The following is a 20270-nucleotide window of genomic DNA, read 5'->3' as shown; positions in this document are numbered from 1 at the left end:
AAAGTTAATGTAATAGAATCTCTAGTTGCACTTTTACAACCTGTAACATTATCAACGGCTTCTGCCCAAAATGTTACAGAATCAATTGTACTTAGTGTAATATCTGTAGCAACTGTTGAACCTGTTTGATCTGTGTACCAAACTATCGTTGTTCCTGGAGCAGAAGTTGCCTCAGCTGTTAAAGTTTGTGATGTAAAACATTCATCTTTATCATTTGCAGCTACTGGAACTAATGGTAGTGGATTAATTGTTACCAAAAAGTCTTCCTGATCTGTACAGTTAGGAGTTGTACCACTTTCAGCAAAAATATAAACTGTTTTAGTTTCTGTTATAGCAGAACCAGCAAGTAATTCTGTCCCAGCACCATTTGCTTCAGAGAAATATTTACCAGTTGCTAATGGTTGTAATGTAAATTCACCACATACCGTAACATCAGCAATATCTGTTACCTCTACTTGATTAACATTAACAGTTACCTCTTGAGTCACTGTTACTGGACTAACTCCACAATTTGTATAAGTTGCACTTGCTGTATAAACCTTAGTTTCAGCTGGACATACTTCAAAAGTGGTACTGTTGCTTATTGTAACTCCATTCTCATCTTGCCATTCAAACTCTACTATTGAAGCTCCAGCTGGTGTAAATCGGAAAGCTTCGTTTATAGATGTCCAAGTTCCAGTATTTTTTCCTGGAGGAGTAAACGCTTGGGTTCCTGCACTATTTTGAATGCCAATTACACCTTCTGGCCATCCTGTATTGTTCAGGTTTGGAACTCTTCTACTTACATATACTTCTATAATATTTGATGTTTCATATATTACAATTTGACTTGTTTGTAAATCTGCAACCGATATCGGTGCAGGATCATTCCATTGAGCAATATTATAAAAATTAACTACAAATGCTCTACATGGTGCTGTTCCAACTGTCCCGTATCTGATATGATGCGGTACAGGAGTTGTAATTGAAGGGTCAATATCTTGAAAAACACCATAAATTGCATTTTTAACTGGAAAACCAGTATTTGGAATTAATAATTCGTTTAAGTTAAAAGGACAAAATGTTCCTGTAGGTTGCGTAAAAGTTAACAGGCCATTAGATCCCACCCAAACTTGTTGAGAATTATCGCCAAAGAAACAAAAGTTGAATGGTAATTGAACGGTTGGTGACCAAAGGTCATCGGTTGTTATATTTAAATTTATACCATCAGTAATTGGGAATGGTGTTGTAAACTCAATAGGAAGCACATTATAATTTGTTGTATCTCCTAAGTCATTGAAGTTTGCAGTTAATTCTGTGCACGTGTCTTCAACACATACGTTAACTTCATCTATACCCGTTTCAAGATTTAAGTTAACCGCAGCACAAATGACAGGTTCTGCAAAGATTGAGAAAATAACAGGGCCACTCCATTGGCTCAAATCACTTTCACCACATACTGCTCGAACATAAAACTCATAAAATCCTGGGGCTAGAGCACCAGCTCCTGTTGGAGTTGTATAACTTAAACCAGTAACAGGTGTTAAGGTTCCCGATAAAGGATTATTAACATTTCCTGTATAAGGTAATATGCTTATTTCCCAGTTTGTATTAGAAGGTTGTTGCGGATTAACAGCCCATGTCAATGTCGCTGGGTTAGCATTGTCATTAACCCAAGCTAAGGCAGTTGGTGGGAAACAAGTAGGGTCCGTTGTAAATGTTTTAGGACCTGTCCACAAACTTACACCATCATAAGTACCACAATCACCTCTAACATATATATCATAAGTGGTATCTGGTGTTAATGGAGCATTAGGAGCTTGACCTACTACGTATTGGTTTGCTGCCGCAGCAGTCGGTATTGGTCCTGTGTAAGTTTCTTGAGGAACTTCTGTACCTGTTAATACCGTACCTGTTGGAACATAGAGAATTTGCCAAGTTGTAGCAGTTGAACCAGCACCATTTGTCCACCAAATATTTACAGTATAAGGAGTTTCTGAATTCGTAACAACTGTAGTAGTTGCTGGCTTAATACAAGATGGAAGCGTTTTGAAAGGTCTTGCAGGCCCTTGAATTCCGTCAAGTATAGTACAAATTCCTGTAGCAGCTGTGTTTGATGTGTTTGTTGATTGAACAGCAGCAACTAAAGAGAATGTTTCGTTTGCTTCTACTAATGCATCATATACTATTGGAATTTGTACTGTAGTGGTAAGTTGTCCAGCAGGAATTAGTACTGCAATAGGAAGAACTAGAGGAGCAGTGTAATCAGCTGCATTAGCAGTTCCATTAGTCAATGTTAAATTAATTACTGTAGGCTCTGTACTAGCAGCAGTTAGACCTACTGTAAATGTGGCTGTTTGTCCTTCTTGAACAGTTACATTAGAAACATAAACAAAAGGGTCTCCATCTACATCAAGAGCATCATAGATAGTTGCTATACCTTGTGGAGCAGAACTTATAGTGTTTCCTGAAGTTACAACACCATCTAAAACAAATGTTTCTGGGGTTTCCACAGTTACATCATTTAAAGTTGGTACAGATACTGTAGTTGATAGTTGACCAGCTGGAATTGTAACTTGTATAGTTGTTGGTGTATAATCGGCAGTTATTGCAGATACTGGATTAGTTGTAAAGTTAATAACAGTATTTACAGCACTAGGACTGCTTAAATTTACAGTAAAAGTAGCAGTTTGCCCTTCTGTAACAACTGGATTAGAAACCGTGATATTAATGAAATTATTCTCTCCGCAATCTGCAACAACATAATACCTGTAATCGGTGTCTGGAAGAAGCGGTCCGTCAGGATAACCTGTTCCAAATTGCCCACCAGGGAAAGTATAAGGTGTAGCTGTAGTTGGCAAAGTGGTAACATTTATCCAACCTGTACTTCCCAGAACTGTTGGGTTAATTGGATAAACAGGAACTGGAGCAGAAGCTGGAACAGCAATTACATACCACGAATTTTCTGTAGATTGAATACCATTTTGTGAACCTCTAACCCATGTTAATCTTGCGTTTCTTGCTGTTATAGCAGTAGCAGTTAAGCTAGTTGGAGCAAAGCAAGTTTTTATAGTTGTAAATGTTCTTGGACCAGCAGTATTACTATCGCCTAAGTTACCAGTACAAATAGCTTGAACCCAATATTTATAGGCTGAGTTTGGTTGTAGCGCTTGACCAGGAAGTAATCCGTACTCATAAAAAGCAGCAGCAGTAGGAGCGGTTGTTAATCCGGTAGTAAACCATCCAGTATCATTATCTGGAGGAGTACCTACGTAAGAATTAGGTTTTACAATTACTCTCCAACCATTTGCTGGAGCTGGACTATTCCAAAACATTCTAATAGTTGTAGAAGTAGTAACTGGAGTAACTACAGATACATTAGTTGGTACAGGACAAGTTACTGGAGTTGTAAACGCTTTAGGACCAGCAGGATTACTATAATCACTGTTATTAGTAGTACAATCACTAACAACATAATAGTTATATTGAGTATCAGGATCTAAACCAGTGTAAAGATAAGGTAGAGCGGCTGAAACAACAGGCTGAGTTACTTGCCTCCATGGAGAACCAAAAGCTGTAGAAAAAGGAGGCACAGGTGTGGTTGCAGGTCCTGCAACTGCTGTTACGTACCAACCATTAGTTGGCGGAGTAGCTGGTGTAGTCCAATATAATTGTGTATCAAAAGTAGCCAAAGGAGTTGTTGTATTAAGCGTTTGAGTTCCTACAAGTAAATTTGTCACTTTAGCACATAAAGGCAAGGTTGTAAATGTTGTTGAAGGAGCAGACCAATCACTTGGGCCATTTGCAGGACAATTAATCCTAACAAAAAATCTATATTGTGTGTCTTGTTGTAATCCTGTAACTAAAAAAGGATTTGTGGTTACGTTAGGAAAATAATAACTATTTGGAGGATTACCTACAATTGGTGTATCGTTTAAAGGCGCTGTAAACGGTGCAGGCACAACATATATGTCGTACGTAGAACCTACTGGAGCCCAAGTTGGCGTTGTCCATCTCACATTAGCCGTAGTAGGTGTAATATTACTTGCTGTAGGTGTTACAATACTTAATCCAGTAAGTATTTGACATTCAGGAAAATCACATTCTACTACACCTTGATAAACTATTGTTCCACATGATGGTGCATTATTATTTGCTAAAGTGAATAATGTTTGATTAAATGAATTTCTCACACTTACACCAACTTCAGCTGGAGATGTTCCACATATAGACCAGAATAATTCAAATGGTAAATCATCACACAAAGGTACAGTAACATTCGCTGTACCTCCAGTTATTGTTGCGCCTAGTGTTGCCACAACAATCCCCCCCTGACGGACTATCATTCTAGCTCCTTCCCAACCATCACCGCCACTATCAGTAAGCGCAAAACTATAATTGCACTGATCTATTGGCATACACTGAGTAGTTGTAAACAAGAAGGGTCCAGCCCAAGCACTAAAAGTACCATTGCCACAATTGGCTCTTACCCAGTATTGGTAATTTGTGCCAGGTGATAAAGGTGTTGTGTTTTGTAAAGTCGTTATGTTTGACGTAGGAGCGCCAGTAACAGATGTACCTGGACCAGATATATCTCCAAGACCTTCAGTAGTTAATTGTACATAATGTTCCCAAGTAGTATAGGTTTGTCCAGCTGGATTTGCCCAGTTTAAAACCGCACTATTCATAGAAGGTATTGCGGTGCCATTAACTGGAGGCGGGCAAGTAACTGCTTGAATTGTCAATAAATATTCAAAATTAAACGTTGCTGCATTAGAAGAAATAACTATATAATAGTCTTCGCCAGCAGTAACTGAAAATAAAGGAATGTTTCTAATATTACCATTAGTATTGGCAACACCTGCTAAACAGTTCGTACCAACATTAGTACATTCGTTGTAAACAAATATTCCTGTATTGATTACACCGAAAGGATTCATAGTTATACTAACGTTTCCTGTAAAATCTGGTGTAAAGACGTAAACAACATCTTGTCCAGCCAAATAGTTTCCAGTTGTCCCACAATTGCTGGTTCCGGGAGATAAATTTGTAATATTATCTCCATAAACGTTGGTATTACTCTGATCTGAGTAGGGTACTGAGTTTATAGGAATTGCACAGTTGCATAAAGCTCCTGCTTCTAAAGTTTCAAAAAAGTAAGGGCCGACCCATTCACTTGTTCTTCCAGGTCCACAAACCGCTTGTACATAGTAAGCATATTGTGTGCCAGAATTAAGACCAGTAAGTAAGTTAGCAGGAGTATTTGGTAAACCCGAAGTTGAAACCACTATGGGATTTGGACTGGTTCCTTGATCAAAAGGAAATAATCCCCATTCAATATTAAATGAACTAGCATTTGCAGGATTTAACCACTTTATCTTAGCAGAATTACACGTTATTTGCTCAGCACCAAGTGTTGTTGGTTCTAAACATCTTAAGGCTAATTGTACATCGTCAATAAGCCATCTATCACCACTCAAACTCGCTCCAGCTTGTGTATGAACTTTTACAAAAGCAATATAAAGTTGTTGACCCGTTTGAGTCATGTTAATAACTGCTTCATCATAATCACTAAATAAATTTGGTAGAGATGTACTGATGTTTTGTAATTCCGTTTCAGTATATTCTCTAAACACAGTATAAGCAGCAAGGTTATATGGATCAATATTAGTTGAAACCCTAATTTGATATTTTGTCCCAGAGTCTCCGTTTAACCCTTGACGAGTAAAGAAACGAAGTTGTTCATTTGGACGGATAAGTTTTCTTGGCATCACAAGCCAGTCTTCAGAAGTCAATCCTGTACCGTTGAATCCTCTTAAGACATCTGCAGCTCTACCAACTCCGCCATTTGCAAGCGCAGGTGTTGATGGCACCCAGTTAGCAATTGGTCCGACTAGATTATCAAAAGTGAGCCAGTCACCAGAGGTTAGTGACCATACTCCTGCTGTTGGAACTGTGGTTCCTTCAAAGTCTTCTGTTAATTGGGAAAAACCAGATGTAAGGGTGAATAAAAATAAAAGTGAGTAAATAATTTTTTTCATAAGTATGAAAATTTAAAATTGGTTTATTGTTGTTTGTTTTGATTTTTTGAGTCCCAAATATAAAAAAATATCCCAAAGTTGTATCACAAAATTATATTTATACGATAAAATACCATTTTATAGCATTGAACGGTTAATTTTTTTAACAAAATTATGTTAATAATGTCTATTTTTGTCGTTCAAATTGTATTATGTTAGAAAAAGAAAAGACAAATTTTGAAAAAACAGTAATCGTTGGAATCGTTACTCAAAATCAAAGTGAAGAAAAATTGGTTGAATATTTAGACGAATTAGAGTTTTTAACTTTCACTGCTGGCGGCGAAGTTATAAAGCGTTTTTGGCAAAAACTGGAACGTCCAAATCCTAAAACATTTTTGGGAACTGGAAAAATGGATGAAATTCATTATTATGTAAAAGAGAATGCAATTTCAACCGTTATTTTTGATGATGAGTTATCGCCTTCTCAACAAAAAAATATTTCCAAACTTCTTGATTGTAAGGTTTTAGATAGAACAAATCTTATCCTAGACATTTTTGCACAAAGAGCTGAAACTTCTTACGCAAGAACGCAGGTTGAGCTAGCTCAGTGTCAATATTTATTACCAAGACTTTCAGGAATGTGGACACACCTTGAGCGTCAAAAAGGTGGGATTGGACTTCGTGGTCCAGGTGAAACAGAAATTGAGACCGACCGTCGTATTGTTCGTGATAGAATTGCTTTGCTAAAGGAAAAAATTAAAACCATCGACAAGCAAATGTCTATACAACGAAGCAATCGTGGTGCTATGGTTCGTGTGGCTCTAGTTGGTTATACAAATGTTGGAAAATCAACCTTAATGAATGCTGTTGGAAAAAGCGATGTTTTTGTTGAAAATAAACTATTCGCAACTTTAGACACAACTGTTAGAAAAGTGGTTATAAAAAACTTACCTTTTTTACTTTCAGATACCGTTGGATTTATTAGAAAATTACCAACCCAATTAGTAGAATCATTCAAAAGCACTTTGGATGAAGTTAGAGAAGCTGATTTGTTACTTCATGTAGTTGATATTTCGCATCCCGATTTTGAAGATCATATTGCGTCAGTAAATCAGATTTTGATGGACATAAAAAGTAATAATAAACCAACAATAATGGTTTTCAATAAAATCGATGCCTACAAACATTTGACCATTGATGAAGATGATTTAATTACCGAAAAAACCACTAAGCATTATACTTTAGACGAATGGAAATCGACTTGGATGCATAATGTTGGCAGTAAAAATGCATTGTTTATTTCGGCAACCAAAAAAGAGAATTTTGAAGAGTTCAGAGAAATTGTATACGAAGCAGTAAGGCAAATTCACATTACTCGTTTTCCTTACAACAAATTTTTGTATCCGGATTATAAAGATGCTATTGAAAAAGAAGAGTAAAACAAAAAAGACTTTTAGATAATTTCTAAAAGTCTTTTTAAATTTATTTGATTCTAAAATTTAGAAACCGTAATTTACACCAATTCCAATTATTTGACGTGTTTGTATTTTTGCATAATTCTGTCCCTTTGCTACAGAATTATCATCAAACAAAGTTTGGAGTGCAAAATTTGTTGATAGATATTTATTGATTTTCATTGCTACATTTAATTGATAATCTAAATCAACATTTTGTGGGTCTTCTAAATAGTTTGTGTAAAGATTTAAAATGTTTTCAACAGAAACATTTTCCATTAAATTAAATTTATAGTATCCATTTATGGCAGCACCAAATTCAAATCTATTGGTTCTTCCTTGATCAACACCAAAAGAGCTACTAGCTACTGTAAATTGTTTGTTAACGTATATTAATTTTGACGTAGCAGGCGCAAAATTGAATTTTAAATTATCACTTTTTTTCCACATCATACCTGGCCCTAATTGAAGAAAAGTTGGTGATAAGAAATGTGAAGTTTTAATTCCAGAATTTTTGTCAAATCCAGAATCCATTTGGGTTCTTCCATTAAAAAAAGCGGAGTAGTACCAGTATCCAAAAGCTTTTTTACCTAAAAGCGAATTTAATTCTATACGGTCATCCGTCTTTTGAACATCTGCATCATTAATTTTGGTTAAACCATAACCAGCAATTACTTTATTATCCCAACTCCAACTGTTTTTCTTGTAATTAAAATCATAATTAACTCCAATATTTCCTGAAATATTACTTTGACCTCCTGCTAACCAATTGTTAAATGTTGCTTGATTTGCAAGAAAAGAGAAAGTTCCTCCTTTTTTCCAGCCATCAGGTAAATCAGAGGTTTTTCTTGCAGCAACTTCTTCATTCTTTTTTAGATTTTCTTTTTCTGCTACTTGAGCAAAAGCAACATTAAAAGCCAGAGCCAAAGCTATCGTTAGTAAAATTTTTTTCATTATGAATTTTTTTAAAATTTTTCGAGTGCAAAGGTAGTAATCCATTTGACATTAAAAAATTTTATCTAAAACACAAATATCTGACACATAAGCATTTAGCCTATTTAACTCTTTTATACAAAGGAACAGCCGAACATGCTTCGCCATACATTATGCTTCTAGCAAAAGGTTGAATGTGTTGAACAGCCATAATATAAGCACTTTCTGGAACGGGTTTTTTAGAACATCCTTTAATGATGACGGGTTTGTCTTGGTAAATAGAATAATCTATTTTTTGAAGTATTTCTTGGTATAAGTAAGATTCAAGTGCTTGTAAATTACCGGAAACAACTTTTTTGGCAAAAGTCGCTGCATGAACAGTAACTAGAATACTTGCCCAAGCAGGAATTATGGCATCTGTTGAACAATGAATGGCAACAAAATGATTTTCATATTGTGACCAATCATGATTTTTTAATGCTTCACGAAAGTCTTTTTCTTTTAAAACAATCCCTTCATAAAGCCATTGCGAAATATCAATTTGTGTTCGAGCTCCTTTCGAATAATACTCTTCCAAATCGAAAACTTCGAGTACCGAATTGGCAACTTTATTTACAATTTCATCCATTTTATTAGTTTTCAGTCGCAGTTTTCAGTGGCAGTGATACTGATTACTGCGACTGAAAACTGAAAACTATTTCTAAAGCATTCCAAGCTCTAATTTGGCTTCTTCACTCATTAAATCTTTACTCCATGGTGGATCAAAAGTAATTTCTACTTCACAAGATTTAACTACTTCAATTTTTTTGACTTTTTCTTCCACTTCACGAGGTAATGTTTCTGCAACAGGACAATTTGGAGAAGTCAAAGTCATTAATACTTTTACTTCATTGTCTTCATTAATCATTACATCATAAATTAAACCAAGTTCATATATATCAACAGGAATTTCAGGGTCATAAATACCTTTTAAAACTTTTACAACACTTTCTCCTAAATTGATATCGTCTTTAAATTCTTCCATAACGTCATTACGAGGCAATCTCGTCTTTTTTAAATAATTACCCTTTTGAATTATATGCTAAAGCATACATTTTTATTTTTTTTACCATCGAAACCAATCCGTTAGCGCGTGTTGGCGATAAATGTTCTTTCAAGCCAATCTCGTCTATAAAATCTGTTTTAGCTTCTAAAATATCTATTGCTTTTTGATTAGAAAAAGCTCGAATTAGAATAGCAATTATTCCTTTTGTCAAAATAGCATCACTATCAGCAGTAAAAATAATTTTGTCATCATTTTGTTCTGCATGAACCCAAACTTTTGACTGACAACCTTTTATTATATTGTCATCGGTTTTATATTGTTCATCAATTAAGGGCAATGCTTTTCCTAAATCAATAATGTATTCGTACCGTTGCATCCAATCTTCAAACAATGAAAACTCGTCAACTATTTCGTCTTGTATTTCTTTAATCTTCATTATTATCTTTTCCAAATGAAACTATTTTGATAACCAATTTTTCAATTTTAACAGGGGGATTTCCGTGGTCAAAACTTAGCGATTGATATTCTTTTTCTTTATAATTTACTTTAAGACTTGCTATTGCAGCACCATCATAAAATCTTTTTTGAGTAGGGTCTTTATAAGTTGATAAGCTATCTAATTGAATCGTTTCAAAAGCAGTTACTAATTCTTTCCAGTCAGCATCAGGAATTTTAGTTGTTTCTCCTTTTCCTTGTTCACTTCTACTTCTTGAAATGCATACTTCTTGATTTTGAATAGTGATTTTTTGGTAAAATCCGCGTGTGTTGGCAATGTATTCAATTGATGCATTTGCCAGGTCATTTTTTGTTTTTTGTGAGCAACCATTCCCCAAGAAAACAGTTAGTAAAATCATTGTAATTACTTTCATGTCTAGTATTTTATGACAACATCATTTGCGCTTTTTTAACCGCTTCGACAAATATATCAATTTCTTCTTTGGTGTTATAAAAAGCAAAACTAGCTCTAATTGTTCCTGGAATTTTATAAAAATCCATAATAGGTTGTGCACAATGATGTCCGGTTCGAACCGCTATACCTAATTTATCGATTATCGTGCCAATGTCATAAGGATGAATTCCTTCAATTGTAAACGAAATAACAGAAGTTTTGTTTGTACTTGTACCGAAGATTCTCAAACCTTCAATTTCTAATAATTTTTTGGTTGCATAAACCAATAATTCGTGTTCGTATGTTGCAATATTTTCAAAACCAATTTCATTCAAATAATCGATGGCAGTTCCAAGAACAATTCCGCCCTCAATATTGGGTGTTCCAGCTTCAAATTTATGAGGCAAATCGGCATAAGTAGTTTTTTCAAACGAAACAGTTGCAATCATTTCTCCACCACCTTGATATGGAGGCAATTTTTGAAGCCACTCCTCTTTTCCGTACAAAATACCAACTCCTGTTGGGCCACAAATTTTATGCCCAGAAAACACATAAAAATCGCAATCTAAAGCTTGAACATCGGGTTTTAAATGGGGTGTTGCCTGCGCTCCATCAATTAAAATTGCAGCTCCAACTTGATGCGCTTTTTTAATCATATATTCAATAGGATTAATCGTTCCCAACGCATTGGAAATATGATTAACCGTAACAATTTTTGTTTTTTCAGAAAGCAATATATCAAAATCTGACATTATTAACTCGCCACTTTCATTCATCGGAATTACTTTTAAAGTCGCTCCGGTTCTTTCACACAACATTTGCCAAGGCACAATATTACTGTGGTGTTCTAAAGCAGAAACCAAAACTTCATCGCCCGCTTTCAAAAGCGAAGCAAATCCATTCGCAATTGCATTTATAGAATGAGTAGTGCCAGAAGTAAAAATCACTTCATGCAAAAATTTAGCATTGATATGATTCTGAATTTTGCCTCTAGAAACTTCATAAGCATCTGTTGCTAATTGACTTAAAGTATGGACACCACGATGAATATTGGCATTTATTTCTTCATAATAGTTGGTAATCGCATCAATCACTACTTTAGGTTTTTGCGAAGTGGCTCCGTTATCGAAATAAACTAGCGGTTTTCCATTCACTTTTTGTGAAAGAATCGGAAAATCGGCTCGTATCTTTTGTATATCTAACATTCTTTATTTAGAATTTTTCTAAATACAAAAGTAGTAAAATTGAAATTGATTTCTACCAAACAGATGTTAATAATTATTGAATGTTTGTGTTTACCATATAAGTCACATAAGGTCATTTAAGTATTCATATTTTCTTATGCCTTTAAATATATATAATAATGATTCAAAATTCATATTTGAATAAAGTAAATTAATTCCATAATTGATTAAATCAATTCTTATATGTTCTTAAACACTTTATATGCTTCAAATTTATTAAATTGCATCAAAATTTATTTTAAATGAAAAAATTTCTAAAAATCTTCGCGGTTTTACTAGTATTGGTTTTGGTTTATATTCGAATTGAAATTTATCCACAACTCGATTTGCTTTCAGGTTTTTCAGCTAAAAGTGTTGCGTCGGGACATTTTATAGATAATCGATCGGTTGAAACGATACAACAAGGTGATAATGACATTGATAAAATAGACTGGGTAACTAACCAAATTAATGATGACGAACATTCTGTAACCACAAACGTTTATGGGTTTAAAGAACGTAAAGCAATTTACAGAGAAGGTTTGGGCGCGACTTTAATAAATGATGATTTTGATGTTTCAAAACCGTACAATGTTCCCAAAAGAAGTAAATTAAATAATAATTTGCCTTTTCCTTATGGAAATTTAGAACAAAAAGACACTGTTTTTTCTAACATTGATTATAAAAAATTAAATGTTGCAATTGAAAATGCTTTTGATAAAAATGGTGAAAAAAAGAAACGAACTCGTTCTGTTATTGTTATTTATAAAGATAAAATTATTGCCGAAAAATATGCTGATGGTTTCAACAAAAACTCTAAAATTTTAGGCTGGTCAATGACCAAAAGTATCACAGGAACTTTATTTGGGATTTTACAAAAACAAGATAAAATAGATATCACACAACCAGCTCCAATTGATGAATGGAAAAACGACGAACGTTCAAAAATCACCACAAACGATTTGCTTCAAATGAACTCTGGGTTGGAATGGGAAGAGAATTATTCTAAAATTTGTGATGCTACCAAAATGTTGTTTATTGAAGAAGATATGACTAAATTACAAATCAACAAACCATTAGTTGGCAAACCAAACAATACTTGGAATTACTCATCGGGTACAACTAATTTATTAAGCGGTATTTTACGAAAACAATTTAAAACTCATCAAGAGTATTTAGACTTTTGGTACACCAATTTATTAGACAAAATTGGAATGAATTCGGCTATTGTAGAAACCGACATGGCTGGAAATTTTGTAGGTTCATCTTATGGTTGGGCAACAACTCGCGATTGGGCAAAATTTGGCTTATTGTATTTACACAAAGGCAATTGGAACGGCGAACAAATATTTGATGAAAGTTGGACAAAATACGTGTCAACACCAACCAACACATCAAACGGAAATTACGGCGCACAATTTTGGTTAAACACAGGTGGAAGATTCCCAAATGTTCCTAAAGATATGTTCTACGCAAGTGGTTTTCAAGGACAAATGGTAGCTATTTTTCCAAGTAATGACTTAGTTATTGTAAGAATGGGTTTAAAAGAAGATCCTGAATTTGATTTTAATGTTTTGTTGAGCGGAATTCTAAAATCGTTAAAATAACTAAAGTATTCTTCTAACTTCTTATCTTTGTAAAAAAATAACTAATGAAATTCAATACTAAAGTAATACATGGTGGTCAACATCATGAAAAGGTTACTGGAGCTGTAATGACCCCAGTTTTTCAAACATCTACTTATGCACAAACAAGTCCAGGACAACCTGTTGGAGACTATGAATATAGTCGTGCTGCCAATCCTACTCGTCAAGCACTAGAAGACGCTTTGGCTTCGATAGAAAATGGCGCTCGAGGTTTAGCATTTGCATCTGGTTTAGCAGCAACCGATTGTTTACTAAGAATGTTCAAAGCTGGTGACGAAATTATAGCAATGGACGATTTGTATGGTGGAACCTACAGATTATTTACACGTTTATATAAAGATAGCGGTATAAAATTTCATTTTGTCGATATGAATGATTTTGGAAAATTTCAATCATTAATCAATGAAAACACCAAATTAGTTTGGGTTGAAACACCAACAAATCCATTAATGAAGTTAGCGGATATTGCAGAAATTGCTAAAATCACTAAAAAACACAATTTACTTTTTGCAGTCGACAATACTTTTGCTACACCATATTTACAAAAACCATTAGATTTAGGCGCAGATATTGTAATGCACTCGGCTACAAAATATCTTGGCGGACATTCTGATGTTATTGCTGGTGCTTTAATTATTAAGGATAAAGTATTAGGTGATGAATTGCATTTTAAACAATTTGCAACAGGAGGAACACTTGGACCAATGGATAGTTATTTGATTTTAAGAGGAATAAAAACGCTACATTTAAGGGTTCAAAGACATTGTGAAAACGGAATGAAAGTGGCCGAATTTTTAAGTAATCATCCAGAAGTTGACAAGGTATTTTATCCAGGATTACCAAATCATCCCTTTCATGAAATTGCTCAAAAGCAAATGAAATCTTTTGGAGGAATGGTTTCGTTTACTTTCAAATCAGAAAAAAAAGAAGATGCTGTTTCATTTTTAGAAAAACTAAAAGTATTCACTTTAGCCGAATCTCTTGGTGGGGTTGAATCTTTGGCCAATCACCCAGCTTTAATGACGCATGCTTCTATTCCCGAAGAAAAAAGAAAAGAAGTTGGGATTACTGACGATTTAGTTCGATTAAGCGTGGGTGTAGAAGACATTGACGATTTACTTGCTGATTTGGAGCAAGCTTTTAGATAAAAAAAAACTCGATTCCAATAGAATCGAGTTTTTTATAATTTTTTAAACTATTAATAAAAATAGAATATATAACCAAAGTTTAAACTAGTTGCCCAATCATTAGCTTTGTTTTCTGTATATACTTTTCTATTTGGATTTAAACCATCTACAAAATCAGAAAAATAAAATTTCGAATTGAATTCTACCATTAATGAATGATATTCTGATAATTTGAATCGTGTACCTATACCACCAGATATTGATGCAACTATTTTATCTTCAGTTCTAACCGCATCAAGATATTTTACAGGTGTTGTAGGAGGAATATTAGATTCGCCTAAAGAACTCGAAGAAACTACACTATAAAAATTTGCTTGACCTCCCAAAGACACATATGGAGTAAAACCAATACCTCTTATATAGTCATCAGTTTTGAACGGGAAATATTCTATATGACCCCCAATACTTATCTCATTTACTTTTGCACTCATTGCTCTAAGCTGTTTCGCAAACAAAGAATTTTTTCCATTTTCTACATATTTACCAAAGTGTTGTAAATCCACTTTTGTATAACCAACATCTATTCTTACTTTTAAATTTTCCTGAAAAGATTTATAATCAACATTTGGAGTAAAATAATAATGCGCGCCTATAGAAATACCATTATTCTGTACAAAATTTTTAAAATCACCTCGTTCACCATAATCTGAATGAAAAAATACAGGTCCAGTTGTAATTCCTACCTCATGGTAATATGGGCCATATTGCGCATTTACAGAAAATATGCTGAATATTAGACATAAAAAAACAAACTTTTTTCTCATATTATATTCTTCTAAGAAGTTTTATTTAGCCGCAAATGTATAAAAAGCGGATTAATTCTCTTTATGTTTTTTAAATAAAGTTGGAAAAATAATAAAAATATCTTAATAATTATATTTAAACATCATTTTAAATTGTTTTATGAATAAAAAATAACGCCTATTATTCTATAAAATTATATATTTGCATCGCAAACGAAAACGTTTTCTTAAACGTTAATAAACAATCAAAAATGTCACAAAGTATTAACACTTTTATTGAATTAGTTTCAAAAAGAAACCAAAACGAACCTGAGTTTATGCAGGCAGTTAAAGAAGTTGCAGAAACTGTAATTCCTTTTATCGAACAAAATAAAAAATACCAAGGCAAAATGCTTTTGGAAAGAATGGTTGAACCAGAACGTGTTATAATATTCAGAGTTGTTTGGCTTGACGATGCTGGTAATACCCAAGTAAACCGTGGATATAGAATTCAGATGAATTCAGCAATCGGACCATACAAAGGAGGAATTCGTTTTCATCCATCTGTAAATTTAAGCATTTTAAAATTTTTAGCTTTTGAACAAACTTTCAAAAACAGTTTAACAACTTTACCAATGGGTGGAGGAAAGGGTGGAGCTGATTTTGATCCAAAAGGTAAATCTGATAACGAAATCATGAAATTCTGTCAATCATTTATGACCGAATTATCTAAACATATTGGGGCTGATACTGACGTTCCTGCCGGAGATATTGGTGTAGGCGGAAGAGAAGTTGGTTATATGTTTGGTCAATATAAAAGATTGAGAAACGAATTTACAGGTGTTTTAACTGGTAAAGGAATTTCCTTTGGAGGTTCATTAATTCGTCCTGAAGCTACTGGATATGGAGATGTATATTTTGCTCAAAGTATGTTGGCTACCAAAGGCGATAGCTTTACAGGAAAAACAGTTGTAATTTCTGGTTCTGGAAATGTGGCGCAGTATGCCGCTCAAAAAGCAACTCAATTAGGAGGAAAGGTTGTTACTATGTCTGACTCTGCCGGATACATTCACGATGAAGCCGGTATTGATGCAGAGAAATTAGCTTATATTATGGAAATCAAAAATGTAAACTATGGTAGAATTAGTGATTATTTAAACAAATATCCAAACGCTAAATTTATTGCAGGAAAGCGTCCTTGGGAAATTAAATGTGATGTTGCTTTACCATGCGCAACCCAAAACGAGTTAAACGAAGAGGAAGCAAAGACGTTAGTAACTAACGGATGTATATGTGTTGCTGAAGGTGCGAATATGCCTTCAACTCCAGAGGCTGTTACTGTTTTCCAAAATGCAAAAATCTTATTTGCTCCAGGAAAAGCTTCTAATGCTGGTGGTGTTGCCACTTCGGGTTTAGAAATGTCTCAAAACTCATTACGTTTAAGCTGGACAACTGAAGAAGTTGACGAAAGACTTAAAAACATCATGTTAAATATTCACGCTTCTTGTGTAAAATATGGTTCAGATGCAAATGGATATGTTGATTACGTAAAAGGTGCTAATATTGCAGGCTTCGTAAAAGTTGCTGATGCTATGTTAGGACAAGGTGTTGTATAAAACAAACAAACATAAATGAAAGTAAAGCTATCTATATTAAGGTAGCTTTATTTTTTTATACTATCATGACTTTGAACGTCAATACCAGTATTCCATAAAGTAAGAATATCGGTTGCAACAGCTGCGCCACTTCCTGCCGCAATAGCTAGTTGACTTCTATGACCAGCAAGTGTTCCTGCAACAAAAATTCCTTCTGCTACTTTATGGTCATTGTTTTTTAAATAAATACGTTTTTTTTCAACTAGTGCTTTCGGATGCATAGAAACATAATCCATTAAACCGTCAATAGCAAATGTATTTGAACTTCCAATGGCAACAACAATGTTTTGGGTTAAATAGGAGGATTTGTTAGTAACGACTTCAAAATTAGGATATGAACCAATAATTTTCATCACTTTTTCTTCTTCTATTTGAGTAATATGAGGATATAAAGTAGAAAGTTGTTGTAATGATTCTTCTAATAATTCCGAACCTAATTTTCCGGCCGAAATTCCATATGCGTTATTGAACAGCGCTTCTTGCAATGATGAATTTTTTTGATGTGCAATAATGCCGATTTTTTTGTCAGATGCGAAAACTTTGTTTTTAGCCGAACCCAATATAAGCGCACTAGAAACTCCTGCTACACCGCCACCAATTATCAAAACATCAAACATAAACTATTGATTTTTGAATTTTTCTTCAATTGATTTTGACATTTTAAAAATCAACAAGATTAAAACAGCACAAAAAGAAGCAACAATTCCTATAAGCGCAACAAAACTGTCTCCTTCTAATAGATTATTAAAATCTAACATTGTGACGTTAAAAATAATTAGTGCAATAGCAAGAAAAAGTAATACGTAGGTAAAGATTTTCATTATTTTGAAATATAATTGGATACAAAAATACTAAAAAAATTGTTAGGCAAATAAACCCTTAACATTTGCAGCAAATAATTTAACAGCAATGGCTAATAAAACAACACCAAATGTTTTTCGGATAACGCCTAAACCTGTTTTACCAAGTATTTTTTCAATTTTAGAAGAAGATTTTAAAACCGCATAAACCAATAAAATGTTCAAAATTATGGCTATTATAATGTTTATTGAATAAAATTGAGAACGCAGAGAAAGCAATGTGGTCATCGTTCCAGCACCTGCTATCAATGGAAATGCTAGTGGAACTATTGATGCTGATGTCATCGCTTCATCTTTATAAATACGAATCCCAAGAATCATTTCAAGTGCTAGAAAAAACAGCACAAACGAACCTGCAACTGCAAATGAATGCACATCAATGCCTATAAGTTTCAAGAATTCTTCTCCTATAAATAGGAAAACAATCATAATAACGCCAGCCACAATTGATGCTTTTTCCGATTCAATATGCCCGACCTTATTTCGCATATCTACAATAATTGGAATTGTTCCAACAATATCAATTACCGCAAATAAAACCATAGTTACGGTGACAATTTCTCTAAAATCTAAATACATATAAAATGGTTTTTATCTGATGCAAAAGTACTTAAAAGCTATTCTTTTTAACCTAAAATGGAGTTAATATTTGCTAAACTGAATTTTTTCGCCCAAAAACTTTAACGTATCTTTGCAATATGTTTCAACTAGGAAAAACCATCGTTTCAGAAGATATTCTCGAAAAAGATTTTGTATGTAACCTTTCGGCCTGCAAAGGCGCTTGCTGTGTCGATGGCGATGCTGGAGCACCTTTGAGCGAAGAGGAAACCAAAATTCTTGCCGAAATTTATCCAAAAGTAAGGCCTTTTCTTCGCAAAGAAGGAATTGAAGCTATCGAAAAATTAGGCACTTCTGTAATAGGAACTGATGGAACTCTCGAAACAACTTTAATTAATGAAAAAGACTGCGCTTACGTAATCTTTGATGGAAAAACAGCACTTTGTGGAATTGAACAAGCCTATAATCAAGGAGAAGTTTCTTGGAAAAAACCTGTTTCTTGCCATTTATATCCAATTCGTGTAAAAGATTTTACTGAATTTGCCGCTGTCAATTATGATCGTTGGGATATTTGTGATGATGCTTGTACTTTGGGTAAAGAATTACAAGTTCCAATTTACATTTTTGTCAAAGAAGCACTCATTCGAAAATTTGGTGAAGATTGGTATTCTGAACTTGAAAAAGTGGCAGCAGAATTAAAAAAATAATTTCCAGAATTCTACAAAAAAACATAATTGTTCATTACTCCAAACGCCCTTTGTTTCAAGGGGTTCAGAACATTTCTTTTATTTTAAGTAATTGATTTACAGTTAATTAAAAACAATCATTTTTGTACTTTTATCATTCCACTTTGTTAAAAACTAGTTGCGATTGTGAATAAGTTTGGCTTTCATTTCACGCAACTAATTGCAATCTTTGTAATCAGAAAAACAAAATAAATTGTTAAAAATTTTCTAGAAGTTATGGCCGCAATTGAACCTATTTTACAAGAAAACAAAGATCGATTCGTAATTTTCCCAATTAAACACCAAGATATTTGGGAATGGTACAAAAAACAAGAAGCTTGCATTTGGACTGCCGAAGAAATTGACTTACACACCGATCTAAATGATTGGAACAACAAGTTGAGCGCTGATGAAAAATATTTCATCAAACACATTTTAGCATTTTTTGCTGCATCCGACGGAATTGTTAATGAAAACCTTGCCGAAAACTTTGTAAGCGAAGTCCAATATCCAGAAGCAAAATTCTTTTATGGTTTTCAAATTATGATGGAGAACATCCATAGCGAAACCTATTCATTATTAATTGATACTTATGTAAAAGATGAAGCAGAAAAACACGAGCTTTTTCACGCGATAGAAACATTTCCTGCTATAAAAGACAAAGCTGATTGGGCTTTGAAATGGATTGAATCTCCAAGTTTTGCCGAAAGATTAATTGCGTTTGCGGCTGTTGAAGGAATCTTCTTTTCAGGCTCTTTTTGTTCAATTTATTGGTTAAAAAAACGTGGTTTAATGCCAGGCTTGACTTTTTCTAACGAACTAATTTCGCGTGACGAAGGAATGCATTGCGACTTTGCTGTGCATTTGCATACCCATCATATTGTAAATAAAGTGCCAAAAGCTAGAATTACAGAAATTTTGACAAACGCATTAGACATCGAAAGAAAATTCATTACCGAATCGCTTCCAGTAAGTTTGATAGGTATGAATGCAACTTTGATGACACAATATTTAGAGTTTGTTACGGATAGATTGCTTGTTGAATTAGGTTGCGACAGAGTTTACAATTCGTCAAATCCTTTTGATTTTATGGATATGATTTCGCTTCAAGGAAAAACTAATTTCTTTGAAAAACGCGTTGCCGAATACCAAAAAGCAGGTGTAATGAACACTGATTCTGAAGCAAGCAAAATTAGTTTCGACGCAGATTTTTAGTTGTTCTCGTAAAGACACAAAGGCGCAAAGTTTATATGGTAAATTTTAAGGTTTTGCTGTTGTTTGCATCGATAATACGCATTTTAACAATTTTCATCGCTTTGCTTCTCTATGACTTTGCGAGAAATTAAAATTATTTTACAAATAACCCGAAATAGC

Annotated in this window: 17 protein-coding genes; 6 read left to right on the top strand and 11 right to left on the bottom strand. The window is 33.9% G+C overall.

What is annotated here, in order from left to right; all coding sequences use genetic code 11:
- Window positions 1–6020: fibronectin type III domain-containing protein (locus ACIQ66_RS06755; RefSeq protein ID WP_396212031.1), on the bottom strand; the 6020-nt coding region annotated here is incomplete at its 3' end.
- 191 nt (window positions 6021–6211) lie between these two features.
- Between ACIQ66_RS06755 and hflX the strand changes: the two genes are divergently transcribed.
- Window positions 6212–7438 (top strand): GTPase HflX, encoded by a 1227-nt coding sequence (gene hflX, locus ACIQ66_RS06750; RefSeq protein WP_396212030.1) that lies wholly within the window; start codon window positions 6212–6214, stop codon window positions 7436–7438.
- 60 nt (window positions 7439–7498) lie between these two features.
- Here hflX and ACIQ66_RS06745 read toward each other — a convergent pair whose 3' ends face one another.
- The 6 genes from ACIQ66_RS06745 to ACIQ66_RS06720 form a co-directional block, all read right to left on the bottom strand.
- Entirely contained in the window at window positions 7499–8407 is a 909-nt protein-coding gene (locus ACIQ66_RS06745) for a DUF3078 domain-containing protein (protein ID WP_396212029.1), read from the bottom strand.
- A gap of 100 nt (window positions 8408–8507) precedes the next feature.
- Window positions 8508–9014, bottom strand: a complete 507-nt coding sequence (locus tag ACIQ66_RS06740; protein ID WP_396212028.1) for a DUF2480 family protein — start codon at window positions 9012–9014, stop codon at window positions 8508–8510.
- Between the two features lie 72 nt (window positions 9015–9086).
- The gene (locus ACIQ66_RS06735; protein WP_396212034.1) at window positions 9087–9410 is read right to left on the bottom strand and encodes an SUF system Fe-S cluster assembly protein; all 324 of its coding nucleotides are present in this window, start codon (window positions 9408–9410) and stop codon (window positions 9087–9089) included.
- A gap of 37 nt (window positions 9411–9447) precedes the next feature.
- Window positions 9448–9867: a SufE family protein gene (locus ACIQ66_RS06730; protein ID WP_396212027.1), complete on the bottom strand. Its 420-nt coding sequence runs from the start codon at window positions 9865–9867 to the stop codon at window positions 9448–9450.
- Window positions 9857–10300 carry a hypothetical protein gene (locus ACIQ66_RS06725; RefSeq protein WP_396212026.1) on the bottom strand — a complete coding sequence of 148 codons (444 nt, stop codon included), beginning with the start codon at window positions 10298–10300 and terminating at the stop codon, window positions 9857–9859. Before ACIQ66_RS06725 ends, ACIQ66_RS06730 begins: the two co-directional genes overlap by 11 nt.
- Window positions 10301–10310: 10 nt before the next feature.
- Window positions 10311–11525: an aminotransferase class V-fold PLP-dependent enzyme gene (locus ACIQ66_RS06720; protein ID WP_396212025.1), complete on the bottom strand. Its 1215-nt coding sequence runs from the start codon at window positions 11523–11525 to the stop codon at window positions 10311–10313.
- A 281-nt stretch (window positions 11526–11806) separates the two neighbouring features.
- Between ACIQ66_RS06720 and ACIQ66_RS06715 the strand changes: the two genes are divergently transcribed.
- Together ACIQ66_RS06715 and ACIQ66_RS06710 are read left to right on the top strand one after the other, a co-directional pair.
- Entirely contained in the window at window positions 11807–13150 is a 1344-nt protein-coding gene (locus tag ACIQ66_RS06715; RefSeq protein ID WP_396212024.1) for a serine hydrolase domain-containing protein, read from the top strand.
- A 44-nt stretch (window positions 13151–13194) separates the two neighbouring features.
- The gene (locus ACIQ66_RS06710) at window positions 13195–14337 is read left to right on the top strand and encodes a cystathionine gamma-synthase (protein ID WP_396212023.1); all 1143 of its coding nucleotides are present in this window, start codon (window positions 13195–13197) and stop codon (window positions 14335–14337) included.
- A 50-nt stretch (window positions 14338–14387) separates the two neighbouring features.
- Here ACIQ66_RS06710 and ACIQ66_RS06705 read toward each other — a convergent pair whose 3' ends face one another.
- On the bottom strand, window positions 14388–15140 hold the full coding sequence (locus tag ACIQ66_RS06705) for a THC0290_0291 family protein (protein WP_396212022.1): 753 nt from the start codon (window positions 15138–15140) through the stop codon (window positions 14388–14390).
- A 230-nt stretch (window positions 15141–15370) separates the two neighbouring features.
- Between ACIQ66_RS06705 and gdhA the strand changes: the two genes are divergently transcribed.
- Complete coding sequence (gdhA, locus tag ACIQ66_RS06700) at window positions 15371–16714, top strand: NADP-specific glutamate dehydrogenase (RefSeq protein ID WP_396212021.1); 1344 nt, start codon at window positions 15371–15373, stop codon at window positions 16712–16714.
- A 47-nt stretch (window positions 16715–16761) separates the two neighbouring features.
- Here gdhA and ACIQ66_RS06695 read toward each other — a convergent pair whose 3' ends face one another.
- The 3 genes from ACIQ66_RS06695 to ACIQ66_RS06685 are packed head-to-tail and all read right to left on the bottom strand — an operon-like array spanning window position 16762 to window position 18192.
- Window positions 16762–17370, bottom strand: a complete 609-nt coding sequence (locus tag ACIQ66_RS06695; RefSeq protein WP_396212020.1) for an FAD-dependent oxidoreductase — start codon at window positions 17368–17370, stop codon at window positions 16762–16764.
- Window positions 17371–17373: 3 nt separating this feature from the next.
- Window positions 17374–17574, bottom strand: a complete 201-nt coding sequence (locus ACIQ66_RS06690) for a hypothetical protein (RefSeq protein ID WP_396212019.1) — start codon at window positions 17572–17574, stop codon at window positions 17374–17376.
- 42 nt (window positions 17575–17616) lie between these two features.
- Window positions 17617–18192 carry a MarC family protein gene (locus tag ACIQ66_RS06685; RefSeq protein WP_396212018.1) on the bottom strand — a complete coding sequence of 192 codons (576 nt, stop codon included), beginning with the start codon at window positions 18190–18192 and terminating at the stop codon, window positions 17617–17619.
- 119 nt (window positions 18193–18311) lie between these two features.
- Between ACIQ66_RS06685 and ACIQ66_RS06680 the strand changes: the two genes are divergently transcribed.
- Window positions 18312–18878 (top strand): DUF3109 family protein, encoded by a 567-nt coding sequence (locus ACIQ66_RS06680; RefSeq protein WP_396212017.1) that lies wholly within the window; start codon window positions 18312–18314, stop codon window positions 18876–18878.
- Window positions 18879–19133: 255 nt separating this feature from the next.
- Window positions 19134–20111, top strand: a complete 978-nt coding sequence (locus ACIQ66_RS06675) for a ribonucleotide-diphosphate reductase subunit beta (RefSeq protein WP_396212016.1) — start codon at window positions 19134–19136, stop codon at window positions 20109–20111.
- The last annotated feature ends 159 nt before the right edge of the window (window positions 20112–20270 follow it).

It is taken from the genome of Flavobacterium sp. (assembly GCF_044377315.1).
In the GTDB taxonomy this organism is placed as follows: domain Bacteria; phylum Bacteroidota; class Bacteroidia; order Flavobacteriales; family Flavobacteriaceae; genus Flavobacterium.
The sequence above is the reverse complement of the archived record's forward strand: the minus strand, read 5'-3'. Positions and strand labels throughout refer to the sequence as shown.